Raw genomic sequence first — 14,584 nt, 5'->3', positions numbered from 1 at the left:
TGTGCGCGCAGTAGAAATTTTAGAAAGAAGGTGTAACTTATGACACAACAAACTTTTACACAGTATGATTTTAAACCATTTTTAATAGATGCAGTTCGTGAACTACGCTTTACAGAGCCGACAGGAATTCAGCAGAAAATTTTCCCGGTCTTGAAAAAAGGTGTAAGTGTAATTGGACAATCCCAAACAGGTTCTGGGAAAACACATGCATACTTACTTCCTACATTAAACAGAATTAATGCAAGTCGTGAAGAAGTACAACTTGTTATTACAGCGCCTACTCGTGAGTTAGCACAACAAATTTACGAAGAAATCGTGAAATTAACAAAGTTTTGTGCGGAAGACCAAATGATTACAGCGCGTTGTTTAATTGGTGGAACTGATAAACAACGCTCAATTGAAAAGTTGAAAAAACAACCTCATATCGTAGTTGGAACACCAGGACGTATTAAAGATTTAGTAGAAGAGCAAGCATTATTTGTTCATAAAGCAAATACGATTATTATCGATGAAGCAGACTTAATGCTTGATATGGGATTCATTCATGATGTAGATAAAATTGCAGCACGCATGCCTAAAAACTTGCAAATGTTAGTTTTCTCTGCAACAATTCCTCAAAAACTAAAACCGTTTCTGAAGAAGTATATGGAGAATCCAGAGCATATTCATATCAATCCAAAACAAGTTGCAGCTGGAAACATTGAACACTATTTAGTGCCTTCTAAACATCGTAATAAAATTGATTTAGTGCATAAAATGCTACTTCAATTTAAACCGTATTTAGCAGTTGTTTTCACGAATACGAAAAAGATGGCAGACCAAGTTGCTGATGGATTAATGGAACGTGGCTTAAAAGTTGGACGAATTCACGGGGATTTATCACCACGTGATCGTAAAAAAATGATGAAACAAATTCGTGACCTTGAATTCCAATATATTGTTGCGACTGATTTAGCAGCACGTGGTATTGATATTGAAGGGATTAGCCATGTTATTAACTATGAGCTACCATCAGATTTAGATTTCTTCGTTCACCGCGTTGGAAGAACAGCACGTGCGGGGCATTCTGGTATTGCAGTGACGATATATGATCCAGCAAACGAAGAAGCGTTAGATAGTTTAGAAAAACAACGTCATATTGAGTTCAAGCATGTAGATTTACGCGGAGATGAGTGGGCCGATTTAGGTGAGCGTCGTCGTCGTAAGAGCCGTAAAAAACCAAATGACGAACTTGATGTTATGGCAACGAAAGTTATTAAAAAACCAAAAAAAGTAAAACCAAACTATAAACGTAAACTTGCAACAGAACGTGACAAAGTGAAGAAAAAATATGGCAATAAAAAAAGATAAGGGGTTTCCCTTATCTTTTTTTTATCCCGCTATTTGTGGGAGGTGTAATCAATATGGATAGAAAAGTATTGATTAAAGTTTCACTTAATCCAGCTAATTTAAATGAAAAGTATAGTCTGTATAAATAGTCATATAAATTTGTGTAGTGCATCTTTTGTGAACAAACAATTCACTACATATTTCTACAAATTATGCTATCATTATATCTATTGTATATTGAAGAGGTGATTGTATGTTAAAGATTGGATCTCATGTTTCCATGAGTGGTAAGAAAATGTTATTAGCAGCAAGTGAAGAGGCTGTTTCATACGGTGCAACAACGTTTATGATTTATACAGGTGCACCGCAAAATACACGAAGAAAACCAATTGAAGAATTGAACATAGAAGCAGGAAGAAAACATATGGAGCTGAACGGAATTGAGGAAATTATCGTCCATGCGCCGTATATTATTAATGTTGGGAATACGACGAAGCCAGAAACATTCCAATTAGGAGTAGACTTTCTTCGCATGGAAATTGAAAGAACATCGGCATTAGGTGTAGCGAAACAAATTGTTCTTCACCCAGGAGCGCACGTTGGTGCTGGAGCAGATGCTGGTATTCAACAAATTATTAAAGGGCTTAATGAAGTATTAACGCCAGAACAGACGGTTAACATTGCGTTAGAGACGATGGCAGGAAAAGGAACAGAATGCGGTCGTAGCTTTGAAGAAATTGCAAAAATTATGGATGGTGTAAAATATAATGAAAAGCTATCTGTATGCTTCGATACATGTCATACGCATGATGCAGGATATGATATTGTAAATGACTTTGACGGCGTATTAAACGAATTTGATAAGATCGTTGGTATAGATCGTTTACAAGTACTTCATATTAATGATAGTAAAAATGTACGCGGAGCAGGAAAAGACCGTCATGAAAACATTGGATTTGGTCACATTGGGTATAAAGCATTGCATCACATTGTACATCATCCACAGTTAATGCATGTACCAAAAATTCTTGAAACACCGTATGTAGGGGAAGATAAAAAAGATAAGAAGCCACCATACAAATTGGAAATTGAAATGCTGAAAAACGGCACTTTTGATGAAGGGCTTCTTGAAAAAATTAAAGCGCAATAAGGAGGGGGAAATCCCCTCCTTATTTTAGTAGTTGCTGAAATAAGGTATTTACTTGTTGGGCAGTGGCAGGGGAAGTTACTTTTGCGATTTGTTTTAAGAGCTCTAGTCGCTCGTTGTTATCGTAAATATTAATATTTTTACCCTTCATAAGTAAAACGATTTGATCAGCTTGTGCGGCTGTAATGGGAACTTCATATTCTTTGCTATATTTTAATAACTCTTTTGTAGAAATATGATTTAATTTTTTATTAACAATTTGTTTAATGAGGTTCATCTTATTATCCTCCTTCACGCGTTCTTCTATCGAAATATATGAGCATATAGCTTGTACATATTCGTATGGAGTTTCTTTTTTCATGAGGAAAAGAAGCGTATGTTATAATATAAGGACAAAACTACAGAAAAAGAGTAAAGGGAGGACTTATGGAGCAAAAGCAACATCGAAAAGAAAGTGTTATTCATCTCATTTATCGTTTAGTTATGATTATTTTTGGAGCAGCATGCGCGGCGGTAGCAATTGAACTATTTTTAATGCCAAATAAAATTATTGATGGTGGAATTATTGGTATTTCTCTTATATTAGATTATCTTACTCCTAACATTTGGTGGTTAAGTTTTTCTACTTTAGTCGTTGTTCTCAATATCCCATTTATGTATTCCGGTTATAAGCAAATTGGAAAAACATTTATGTTATCTTCGACATTTGGTATTGTAGCGTTAGCTTTCATTGAGTCAACGTTACATGCGGTACCACCATTTACAACAGAACCTATTTTAGCGACAGTGTTTGGTGGTCTTATTTTAGGTCTTGGTGTAGGACTTGTAATTCGTCATGGTGGATCGCTAGATGGAACTGAAATTATGGGGATTTTATTAACGAAGAAATTACCGTTCTCTGTTGGTGAATTCGTAATGTTTGTGAACTTATTTATTTTTGCATGGGCAGCATTTGTGTTTGGTGTGGAACAAGCGATGTATTCTGTTATGACGTACTATATCGCATTTAAAACGATCGATACAGTAATTCAAGGGCTAGATGAAACGAAGGCGGTTTTAATTGTATCTGATCAATATGAGGAAGTATCAAACGCGATTTTGCATCGTCTTGGCCGTGGAACTACAAAGCTTGTAGCGAAAGGTGGTTACACGGATAAAGAAAAAGAAGTTATTTATGCAGTTGTAACGCGTCTAGAAGTGACGAAGTTAAAATCAATTGTGCATGAAATTGATGAAAATGCGTTTGTTACGATTATGAGCACGCAAGAGACAAATGGTGGTAAGTTTAAATCGGCTATTCACTAAAAAGTTTATAGGAATATTTTTCGAAAGCAGAGAATTTTTCTCTGCTTTTTGTTATAATAGTAAGGTTTCTTGAAAAAATAGATATATTTTAGGCAGATTGGTTTACAACTATAATAAGCTGTACTATAATTCAAATAGATATAAATCGGAATCATTCTGAATTAAAATAGGTGAGATGCTATGAATAATATATTAGAAATTGAAGGTTTAACATTCCGATACGAAGATCGGAATGTGTTAGAAAATATTAATTTGCAAGTTCCGAAGGGAGCTTTTTTAGGTTTAGTGGGACCGAATGGTTCAGGTAAATCAACTCTACTTAAGTGTTTATTAGGTGTTTTAAAGCCAAAAGAAGGAAGCATTCGCGTGTTTGGCGTTGATAGTAAGAAGTTTAAGGAATGGAACAAAGTTGGTTATGTATCCCAAAAGGCAAATAGTTTCAATTCTGGTTTTCCAGCAACTGTTTCTGAAGTTGTGTCAATGGGACTTGTTTCGAAAAAAGGGCTTTTTCGCTTTTTCACAAAAGAGGATAAGAAAAAGGTAGAAAAAGCAATTGCTGATGTAGGGATGAGTGAGTTTCAAGGTCGTAACATTGGAGAGCTTTCTGGTGGACAGCAACAGCGTGTATTTATTGCTCGTGCGCTCGTTAGTGATCCTGAATTGCTTATTTTGGACGAGCCTACTGTTGGAATCGATGTAAAAAATGTGGAAAGTTTTTACGAAATATTAGAGGATTTAAACAAAAGGCTCGGGATCACATTAATTCTTGTTACTCATGATATGGGAGCTGTTACTGAAAAAGTAACACATGTTGCATGCCTAAACCAACATCTACATTTCCATGGAAATGTAGAGAAGTTCCGAGAGTTAGAAGATGCAGAAATGTCCGTCTTATATGGACATCATGTTCATCGTTTAGAACACGAACATGAGCATCACGGGAGGATATAATGATACAAGATTTTTTACAATATGACTTTTTACGTAATTCTTTATACGCAGGTATTTTAATTGGACTTGTTGCACCGCTAATTGGTGTGTTTGTTGTTATTCGTCGTTTATCTCTTATTGCGGATGCATTAAGTCACGTGACGTTATCGGGTATTGCAGCAAGTTTATTACTTGAAAAAACCATTTTTACAGGTGGGTTTTTAAACCCCTTATATATGGGGATGATTTTCTCGATTGGTGGAGCGCTACTAATCGAAAAGTTACGAACTGTATATAAGCACTATCAAGAATTAGCAATTCCAATTATCCTTTCGGCAGGGATGGGGGTTGGAGTTATTTTCATTTCACTTGCAAATGGATTTAACACAGACTTATTTAGTTATTTATTTGGTAGTGTCAGTGCTGTAACAAGTACAGATTTAATTATTATTGGGATTGTAGCAATTGTTGTTGTTGCGACAATTATTTTATTATATAAAGAGCTGTTTCTATTATCATTCGATGAGGAATACGCAGTATCAACTGGTTTAAGAGCGAAATGGATTCACTTTATTTTCATTATATTAGTTGCTCTTGTCATTGCAGTATCAATGCGTGTAGTGGGGGTTCTTCTTGTATCATCATTAATGACGTTACCAGTTGCAGCAAGTATTCGTATTGCTAAAGGATTTAAACAAACAATTTTCTTTTCCATTTTATTCGGTGAAATTGCAGTAATTGGTGGAATGTTTGCTTCGTATCAACTTGATCTAGCGCCAGGTGGTACAATTGTTATGATAGCAGTTCTTATTTTAATCGGTGCGATTTTATGGAAGAAGAAAAAAACTGCATAAAGTAGGGATAGGTATGAATCTAACAGAAGCTTTACGCCTAATGAAAGAAAAAGGATACAAACATACTGGAAAAAGAGAAGAGATGCTCAGATTATTTGCAGCGCATAATCGTTATTTAACTGCGAAAGACGTTTTAGAGCATATGAAGGACGATTATCCAGGACTTAGTTTTGATACGATTTATCGTAACTTAACAGTTTTTGCTGAGATTGGTGTTTTAGAACAAACGGAATTAAATGGTGAAAAACATTTTCGTTTTACTTGTTCTATTATGGAACATCATCATCATTTTATTTGTTTGGATTGTGGGGGAACGAAAGAGATTACTTCCTGCCCAATGGATTTTATGAATAAAGATTTTACCGGTTATGAAGTAACGGGTCATAAGTTTGAAATATATGGTCGTTGTCCAAAATGTGCAAAGTAAAAGCTCGTCGGTTATATAACTGACGAGCTTTTTTACGTAGAAAAGAAGGTTGCTCACAAATATTGTGGCAACCTTCTTTTTATTGTTCTTGTGTCTCTTTTTCTTTTTCTCGCTCAGCAGCCATTTCAGCAGCAATTACGTCGATTTCTTTTTTCAGTTCTTCTACCATTGTTTCTTCTGGTACTTTACGAACGACTTGCCCTTTACGGAATAATAATCCCTCTCCACGTGCACCGGCAATACCGATATCAGCTTCACGAGCTTCACCAGGGCCATTTACAGCGCAACCAAGTACTGCAACTTTAATTGGTACTTGAAGTGTAGAGATGTATTCTTCCACTTCGTTAGCGATGCTAATTAAATCGATTTCAATACGACCACAAGTTGGACAAGAGATAAGTGTTGCTGCGTTAGACGCAAGACCGAATGATTTTAATAGTTCACGAGCAACTTTTACTTCTTCAACTGGATCAGCACTTAATGAAATACGTAGTGTATTTCCGATACCTTTATTTAAGATTGCTCCAAGACCAGCAGCACTTTTTACAGTTCCGGCAAACAATGTTCCGGACTCTGTAATACCTAAATGTAATGGATAATCAAAAGCACGAGCAGCTTTCTCGTATGCTTCAATTGCTAAGTTAACATCAGAGGCTTTCATAGATACGATAATATCGTGGAAATCTAAGTCCTCTAAAATTTTAATATGATGTAGCGCACTCTCAACCATACCATCTGCAGTTGGGTACCCGTACTTTTCTAAAATGTGACGCTCTAATGAACCAGCGTTTACACCAATACGGATTGGAATACCGCGCTCTTTTGCTGCATTTACAACAGCTTCTACTTTATGGCGACGACCAATGTTACCTGGATTGATACGTACTTTATCGATGCCACCTTCAATTGCTTTTAAAGCAAGGCGATAATCAAAATGAATATCAGCAACAAGTGGAATGTTGATTTGTTTTTTTATATCAGCAATAGCATCTGCTGCGCGTTCATCTGGAACGGCAACGCGGACGACTTGACAGCCGGCTTCTTCTAAACGCTTAATTTCAGCAACTGTTGCTTCAACATCATGTGTTTTTGTTGTTGTCATACTTTGTATAATTAATTCATTATTACCGCCGATTGTTAAATTACCGACTTTAACTGGACGTGTTTTTGTACGATGAGTCATTTCATTCACGAATAGATCGCTCTCCTTATAAAAGAAGTTTCTTATTTAGTCCCTCATATCAATGATAGTATACGTGATATAGGGCTATAGAAACCGAAGTACTCGGTTTCACTTTTACTATTGTATCAGCGCCTTTATGTAATTGACAAGGATTAAGTGATAGCTTATTGATATAAGGGGAATTTATAAGACTTTCCAATTTGTATTTTTGTAGCAGATGTACTTTTGTTTAATTGTTTAAAGTCGTCAATGACTTTTTCTATGGAAGGAATTTTTTTCTTGTTAATTTGTTCTGTAATAGAAAGAACTGTCTCACCAGTTTTTACTTCAATTGTTTTATAAGATACATCCGTTTCTTTTTCTGTTTTGTTCTCTTTATTTTGTTGACTGTCTGTGTTTTCTTTTTTAATCGTTTGAGCAGCAGTTGTTTTTTTATATGAACTTAACATCGGTAAAGTACCGATTTTTATATCGTAATAAAATATATAACCGAGAACAAGCACGAATAAGAATATACCTAATCTCTTCATATTCTTCACTCCTTTGCTAGGAATATATGCTTGTCCAAAAAAAAAATGCCTATTTAGGCATTTTTTTCGTTCTTATTTTTCTTTTGGTTTTGGAACTTCTTTAATCGTTAAGTACAGAACAATTAAAACAACTGCGATATAGATGAATGTTGATCCAGGTACGACAATCTTACATGCATCCATAATCATAAAGAAGATTGTTGGGATTGTGTAGCTGTATGCAGTTAGTGTCCAAACTTGTTTATAGGATAGTTTACGTTGACCGCTCATAGCAGAACCGATGAACGCAAGTAAAGTCACGCCTACAAAAGTGATGAATAATTGGAATAGGTACACTAAGAATCCAATAACAAATAATAAAATCGGATAAATATTATCGAATAAAGAAATAAATTCTTGTAGATCTTTTTTCTCAAGAGATGCACCTAACAAATCGTTATAAGAATACGTTTGTGTTTGACCATTTCCCATAGAGACTACTTTATCTTTTAAAACAAATAAACCTGTTTTATTTTGATATTTTTCTAGGTCTGTTGAATTTGGATCAAATACGAAAAGTGCATTTCCTTCTTCTTTTTCAATAGGTTGATCAATATCGGCTTTTAGTTCGCCATTTTCAATTTTAAAATCAGGTAAATCTTTATCGATGACTTGATTTACCATGCTTACACCATCTTGGATAAAACTACCGTACAAAAAAGTTCTTGGAATAGTAGTAATTAAGCAAAGTAGCATAATATACAAAATGGTTTTACCGATTTTTTGAAAACGGAATAGCGCCATATCTTTAGGCGAGTATATGCTTTTTACGAATTGGGTAAATATGGACATAGATTCACTTCCTTTATGTATGTATAAAATCATTGTAACGTAGTAATCTAGAGAATCTCAAGATATATTATATTTACATATAGTGGAGATAACTAAATTTCTTTTTATTAACTTTCTTCTTTTAAATAAGAAAAATACAATTGACACTTTTCTTTTCTATATGGTAAATTTATCTTACCTTTCTTAGAGGGCATATCCGATAGGAATTCCTTTATTTGATATGTTGTTACATACATAATTGTGGACCCTTAGCTCAGCTGGTTAGAGCAGACGGCTCATAACCGTCCGGTCGTAGGTTCGAGTCCTACAGGGTCCATATCCATTTCGCATGTTTATTATGTTAGCAGGAAGCTTCCTTGTAGAAGGAAGCTTTTTTTACGGAATATATGAGCATTTTAATTGAAAAGAAGTGGGAATTTTGCTACTTTAATGATAGCAAGACAATGTGATTTATTTGTTTGCACCCTATGGCAATTAGGGTAGAATGAAGTTGTATGTCACTTAAGTGGCAATACATAAACTGGGAGGAATATAACAATGGCAAAACACGAATTACCAAATTTACCTTATGCGTATGATGCTTTAGAGCCTCACTTTGACAAAGAAACAATGAACATCCATCATACAAAACATCACAACACGTACATTACAAACTTAAACGCTGCTTTAGAAGGTCATGCAGAATTAGCTGACAAAAGCGTAGAAGAATTAGTTGCAAACTTAAACGAAGTACCAGAAGCAATCCGTACAGCAGTACGTAACAATGGTGGCGGACATGCTAACCATACATTCTTCTGGACAATCCTATCTCCAAACGGCGGAGGACAACCTGTAGGTGAACTTGCAACTGCAATTGAAGCAAAATTCGGTAGCTTCGATGCATTCAAAGAAGAATTCGCAAAAGCTGGCGCAACTCGCTTCGGTTCTGGTTGGGCTTGGTTAGTAGTAAACAATGGTGAGTTAGAAGTAACAAGCACTCCAAACCAAGATTCTCCTTTAACTGAAGGTAAAACGCCAGTTATCGGTTTAGATGTTTGGGAGCATGCTTACTACTTAAACTACCAAAACCGTCGTCCAGACTACATCGGTGCATTCTGGAACGTTGTAGATTGGAACGCTGCTGAAAAACGTTACCAAGAAGCAAAATAATCGTAATAAATATAGAAAAAGCTAGGGGAGAGCCCCTAGCTTTTTTCTATGCTTTCCTTTTACATAATTGGGCTTGTCTTTGGAAGACTAGAACATGAAGTAAAGGAGAGTTGTGTATGAAATGGAAACATATAATTGGTGACGTTGAAGTGAATCGGGATTTAGTGTTATTGCTCCTTATAGGAGGTTTATACACGCTCGCAATTTCTTTATCGAATACGTTTGTAAATATTTATTTATGGAAACAAACACAAAATTATGTGAATCTTGGCTTGTATAATTTAGCCAGCGTGGTATTACAGCCTCTCACATTTCTTGTAGGGGGGAAATTAGCGAAACGTATCGATCGCTCGATTTTATTACGAATAGGGGTAGGAACGCTCGCAATTTTTTTTATCGTTGTCTTAGTAGCAGGAAAAAGTGCTTCTCAGTATATTTTATTAATGGGGGCTCTTTTAGGAGTAGGATACGGTTTTTACTGGTTGGCTTTTAACTTATTGACATTTGAAATTACGGAACCAGAAACAAGAGATTTCTTTAATGGGTTTCTTGGACTTCTTACATCCTTCTCTGGAATGATCGGACCAATAGCAGCAGGATACACAATTTCACGTATGGAGAAATGGAGTGGTTATACTGTTATATTCTTTCTTTCATTAGTTCTATTTGCAATTGCTGTCGTCTTAAGCTTCTTTTTATCTAAAAGAGAATGTGAAGGGCGTTATGAAATCGTGCAAGTATTGAAAGAACGACGGATTGATAAAAATTGGGGAAAGATTACACGAGCTCATTTTTTCCAAGGATTGAGAGAAGGAACGTTTATTTTTGTCATTTCAGTATATGTTTATTTAGCAACTAATAGTGAGTTCGCATTAGGGAAATACAGTTTAGTGAACTCTGCTGTATCCTTTGTATGTTATTACTTAGTTGCTCGTATGTTAAAGAAGGAGTGGCGAAAAAAAGCAATTTTACTTGGAGGCATTATTTTATATGCTGTCGTCTTTTTAGTTATTTTCAATGTTACATACACGAAATTACTTATTTATGCGGCATGTATTGCAATTGCATATCCTATTTTACTTGTTCCGTACGGATCAATGACATATGACGTAATTGGTAGAGCAAAAAATGCGAGAGAATGGCGTGTGGAATATGTCGTTGTTCGGGAGCTGTGGTTAAACGCCGGAAGAATCTGTTCCATTTTAAGTTTTTTATGTGCTGTACTATTCTTTCCACCTGAAAAAAGTTTACCTTACTTATTATGTATTTTAGGTGCTGGACATTTTCTTATTTATTTTGCAGTTAAAAATGTCAAATATGATGAGGGAAATGCGAGTAAAACAAGTGTTGTAACGCAAGGGAACGCGCAAAACCAAACTGAACCAGAAGGTTAACTTCTCGTTTGTTTTATGCTAGAATAGAAAAAGATGTAAGACAGCAGTGAGGACACCTGTATGAAGGTGTCCCTTTCACATTACATAGCTGTTGGTAGAGGGGGTTTGTATGAGCAAGAAGCAGAAGCAAAATAAGAAAAAGACCCACGTTCCTTTTCGATTAAACGTGTTGTTTTTCTGCGTGTTTTTAATGTTCTCCGCGGTTATTGTAAGGCTCGGATATGTACAAATTGTTCGCGGTGAAGAATATAAGAATGAAGTGGAGAAGAAAGAAAACTCAACGATAAGTAATCCTGTACCGCGTGGGAAAATATTTGACCGTTATGGGCGACCTGTAGTAGATAATGCAGCCGTTCGTACTATTACATTTACAAAAATGAAAGGATCAACTGCAGAAGATCGCTTAGAAACAGCGAAAAAGCTAGCAGATTTGATTGAAGTACCGACAGATAAATTAACAGATCGTGATAAAAAAGATTATTGGCTTGCTATGCATAAAGAGGAAGCTAAAGAAAAAGTTACGAATAAAGATCGTCAAGAGTTTAAAGATAAAAAAATTGATGATAAAGAATTAGACGAGCGTCAGCGAAGTCGTGTAACAGAAGAAGAGATTAATCAATTATCCGCAAAAGATCTAGAAATACTCGCGATTAAGAGTAAGATGGACGGCGGATATGCAATGACACCTCAAGTTATTAAAAAGGATGCTACAGAAAAGGAATATTCGATTATTAGTGAAAACCTAGCAGCATTACCAGGTGTAGATACGAATGTTGATTGGGAGCGAAAATATACGTACGATGATTTATTCCGAAGTGTACTTGGTGGGGTGTCGACATCTGATGAAGGCTTACCGAGAGAAAGACTAGATTACTATCTTGTTCGTGATTATAATCGAAATGACCGAGTAGGAAAAAGTTATCTTGAACAACAGTATGAAGATAGCCTGCACGGTACGAAAGCAGAAGTTAGAAATGTTACAGATAAAAACGGTAATATTTTAGAAACGATTAATGTATCAAAAGGACAAAGTGGTAATGACCTGAACTTAACAATTGATATGGAATTACAAAAGCGCGTGGAAGATATTCTTGCGAAGAATTTAATGAGGTTTAAAGGAAGCGAACCTCTTTTAGATCGCGCATTTGTTGTAATGATGAACCCAAAAAATGGTGAAGTTTTATCTATGGCGGGGAAACAATTAGTTAACGAAGATGGCCAAACGAAAGTAAATGACTTTGCATTAGGTACCATGACAAGTTCTTATCCGATGGGATCAACTGTAAAAGGTGCAACAGTACTTACTGGATATCAAACTGGTGCGATTCAACCAGGGGCAGTACAATTGGATGAACCAATTAAATTAAAAGGTACACCTACGAAGTCGTCTTGGAAAACGATGGGATACATTAATGACCTTACAGCTTTAAAAATGTCTTCTAACGTTTATATGTTTAAAACAGCGATGAATATCGCCGGTGTTCCATATGTGAGAGGTGGTACGTTAGATATACCTCAAAAAGCATTTGATACGATGCGTTATTATTTCGGACAGTTTGGACTTGGTGTAAAAACAGGAATTGATTTACCGAATGAATCTGCTGGTCAGATGGGTAAGAGTAGTCAACCAGGTTTCTTACTAGATTTATCAATTGGACAGTATGATACGTATACACCGCTTCAATTAGCGCAATATATTTCGACGATTGCCAATGGTGGATATCGTATGCAACCACAAGTTGTAAAAGAAATTCGTCAACCGGCAGTGAAACCAGATGAAGTTGGGAAAGTTGTTCAATCTATGGAACCGAAAGTATTAAATCGTATTGATATGCCGGAATCGCAAATTAAACGTGTTCAAGAAGGATTTAGACAAGTGTATAATGATTCAGGTGGTACAGCTACAAAGTACTTTACAGGTGCAAAATATAAAGCTGCTGGGAAAACTGGTACAGCTCAAACTGTGTATGGTGGAGATAAAGAGATTGGTAGAAATGCAAAAGGTGAACGTGTGGAAACATATAACTTAACATTAGTAGGTTATGCGCCACTTGAAGATCCAGAAGTAGCATTCTCTGTTGTCGTTCCATGGGTACATGATGATAAGACTGGTATTAATGGATATATTGGTCGTGAAATTATGGACGCTTACTTTGATTTGAAAAACAAAGAAGTAAATGGTGAAGCTCCAAAAGATGATAAAGACAATAAAAATAAAGAGCAAGATGATGAATAAAAAAGTTGTAAAAAAGCACACTATATGAAAAGATAGTGTGCTTTTTTTTATGGTTTATGCATATCGTGTAATAAATGTGGACAAGTATACAACATTGAAAAAACGCGGCCGTATAAATGATACTTGTATATGATGGGATAGGAGATAACTGTTTTATAGGGAAATCATCAGAGGAAATGAATAGCTACTACTGAATTAAAATTGTATCGTATGTTGATTTTTGTGGAACTTTACAAAACTTTTACAAACAATTAAAACCGAATTAATAGTTTAGCAGTATTCTTATATCTGTAATCCTGTTATTTCCGGTTACTTCTAGGAGGAAGAACACGTGAAATGGATGCGTACACCGATTAAGATTTTCGTATTATCAATATGGTTCCTCTGTTTTGAAATGTCTACTGCATTTGCTTTAAATGATACGGGAGAAGTGAGAGTTGATGGATCCTCAACGGTTTTTCCTATTATAGAAGCAGTAGCGGAGGAATATACAAAGGTGCATCCAGACGTGAAAATTTCCATCAGTATTTCTGGAACTGGGGGAGGATTTAATCGTTTCAGTAAAGGAGAAGTAGATATAAATAATGCTTCGAGAGTAATGAAACAAGTCGAGAAAAATGAAATGAAGAAAAACTCTATTCAGTTCACACCTTTTGAGGTTGCTAACGACGGTCTTACGATTGTTGTGAATCGCCATAATACATGGATAGACGATATGTCAGTAGACGAGTTACGACTACTTTGGAGTGAAGATGGAAGAGAGAAGCGATGGTCACAAATTCATTCAACATGGCCACGTGAACAAGTGAAGTTTTATGCACCAGGCGTAGACTCTGGTACGTATGATTATTTTCAAAATGTCATCTTACAAAATCATCGCATTGTAAAAAAAGTCTCTTTGTCTGAAGATGATCAAGTTATTATGCAAGGGGTAATGAATGATAAACATGCCATTGCTTTTGTAGGATATGCTTATTATATGGCTAATCGAGATAAGGTGAAAGCAATAAAAGTAAATGGTGTATTTCCGACGAAAGAGACCATTCAATCAGGTAAGTATAAGCCGTTATCTAGGCCGCTACTTGCTTATGTGAATAATGCATCTATCCGAAATAAAATGAATGTAGCAAACTATGTTGAGTTTATGATTCAGCATGTCGGTAACCTCGCTGAAGAGGTCGGGTATGTAAAATTACGAAAAGAAAAATACAATGAACAGCTGCGTATGTTAACAGAAATAAAAAGGTAATGTCGGGGTGGAAAGGGGTT

The 14,584-nt window shown here is 35.7% G+C and carries 14 protein-coding genes and 1 tRNA gene; 11 read left to right on the top strand and 4 right to left on the bottom strand.

The genetic code is table 11. The features are described 5' to 3' along the window. The first annotated feature begins 39 nt into the window (after positions 1–39). Both NST86_RS21765 and NST86_RS21760 read left to right on the top strand, forming a co-directional pair. Positions 40–1,350, top strand: coding sequence for a DEAD/DEAH box helicase (locus tag NST86_RS21765; protein WP_340934286.1), 1,311 nt, complete (start codon positions 40–42; stop codon positions 1,348–1,350). 232 nt (positions 1,351–1,582) lie between these two features. After that, positions 1,583–2,479 (top strand): deoxyribonuclease IV, encoded by an 897-nt coding sequence (locus tag NST86_RS21760; RefSeq protein WP_061663039.1) that lies wholly within the window; start codon positions 1,583–1,585, stop codon positions 2,477–2,479. Between the two features lie 19 nt (positions 2,480–2,498). Here the strand turns inward: NST86_RS21760 and NST86_RS21755 are convergent, their stop codons facing one another. Then, positions 2,499–2,753 carry a DUF2624 domain-containing protein gene (locus tag NST86_RS21755; RefSeq protein ID WP_001048954.1) on the bottom strand — a complete coding sequence of 85 codons (255 nt, stop codon included), beginning with the start codon at positions 2,751–2,753 and terminating at the stop codon, positions 2,499–2,501. Between the two features lie 149 nt (positions 2,754–2,902). Between NST86_RS21755 and NST86_RS21750 the strand changes: the two genes are divergently transcribed. From NST86_RS21750 to NST86_RS21735, 4 genes are all read left to right on the top strand, one after another. Beyond that, positions 2,903–3,781: a YitT family protein gene (locus NST86_RS21750; protein ID WP_000435963.1), complete on the top strand. Its 879-nt coding sequence runs from the start codon at positions 2,903–2,905 to the stop codon at positions 3,779–3,781. A 180-nt stretch (positions 3,782–3,961) separates the two neighbouring features. Continuing rightward, positions 3,962–4,732, top strand: a complete 771-nt coding sequence (locus NST86_RS21745) for a metal ABC transporter ATP-binding protein (protein ID WP_001059662.1) — start codon at positions 3,962–3,964, stop codon at positions 4,730–4,732. After that, complete coding sequence (locus NST86_RS21740) at positions 4,732–5,565, top strand: metal ABC transporter permease (RefSeq protein WP_000613815.1); 834 nt, start codon at positions 4,732–4,734, stop codon at positions 5,563–5,565. The genes NST86_RS21745 and NST86_RS21740 overlap by 1 nt, the downstream gene beginning before the upstream one ends. A gap of 13 nt (positions 5,566–5,578) precedes the next feature. Continuing rightward, entirely contained in the window at positions 5,579–5,992 is a 414-nt protein-coding gene (locus NST86_RS21735) for a Fur family transcriptional regulator (protein ID WP_001054516.1), read from the top strand. Between the two features lie 79 nt (positions 5,993–6,071). Here NST86_RS21735 and ispG read toward each other — a convergent pair whose 3' ends face one another. The 3 genes from ispG to yqgB form a co-directional block, all read right to left on the bottom strand. Then, positions 6,072–7,175, bottom strand: coding sequence for a flavodoxin-dependent (E)-4-hydroxy-3-methylbut-2-enyl-diphosphate synthase (gene ispG, locus NST86_RS21730; RefSeq protein WP_153577907.1), 1,104 nt, complete (start codon positions 7,173–7,175; stop codon positions 6,072–6,074). A gap of 164 nt (positions 7,176–7,339) precedes the next feature. Further along, on the bottom strand, positions 7,340–7,705 hold the full coding sequence (gene yqfZ / locus NST86_RS21725; RefSeq protein WP_000825416.1) for a protein YqfZ: 366 nt from the start codon (positions 7,703–7,705) through the stop codon (positions 7,340–7,342). A gap of 72 nt (positions 7,706–7,777) precedes the next feature. Then, on the bottom strand, positions 7,778–8,536 hold the full coding sequence (gene yqgB, locus NST86_RS21720; protein ID WP_000021900.1) for a protein YqgB: 759 nt from the start codon (positions 8,534–8,536) through the stop codon (positions 7,778–7,780). Between the two features lie 242 nt (positions 8,537–8,778). Here yqgB and NST86_RS21715 point away from each other — a divergent pair. From NST86_RS21715 to NST86_RS21695, 5 genes are all read left to right on the top strand, one after another. Then, positions 8,779–8,852: transfer RNA gene (locus NST86_RS21715), tRNA-Ile, on the top strand. Between the two features lie 221 nt (positions 8,853–9,073). Continuing rightward, complete coding sequence (sodA, locus tag NST86_RS21710) at positions 9,074–9,685, top strand: superoxide dismutase [Mn] (protein WP_001052031.1); 612 nt, start codon at positions 9,074–9,076, stop codon at positions 9,683–9,685. A 116-nt stretch (positions 9,686–9,801) separates the two neighbouring features. Further along, on the top strand, positions 9,802–11,079 hold the full coding sequence (locus NST86_RS21705; RefSeq protein ID WP_000871386.1) for an MFS transporter: 1,278 nt from the start codon (positions 9,802–9,804) through the stop codon (positions 11,077–11,079). A gap of 109 nt (positions 11,080–11,188) precedes the next feature. Further along, the gene (locus NST86_RS21700; protein ID WP_044795893.1) at positions 11,189–13,315 is read left to right on the top strand and encodes a peptidoglycan D,D-transpeptidase FtsI family protein; all 2,127 of its coding nucleotides are present in this window, start codon (positions 11,189–11,191) and stop codon (positions 13,313–13,315) included. Between the two features lie 331 nt (positions 13,316–13,646). Next, positions 13,647–14,564: a PstS family phosphate ABC transporter substrate-binding protein gene (locus NST86_RS21695; protein ID WP_000871821.1), complete on the top strand. Its 918-nt coding sequence runs from the start codon at positions 13,647–13,649 to the stop codon at positions 14,562–14,564. Positions 14,565–14,584 lie beyond the last annotated feature (20 nt).

The organism is Bacillus sp. FSL L8-0199 (assembly GCF_038005705.1).
Lineage (GTDB): Bacteria > Bacillota > Bacilli > Bacillales > Bacillaceae_G > Bacillus_A > Bacillus_A cereus.
Note: the sequence above shows the minus strand (reverse complement) of the source record. Positions and strands in the feature narration are given on the sequence as shown.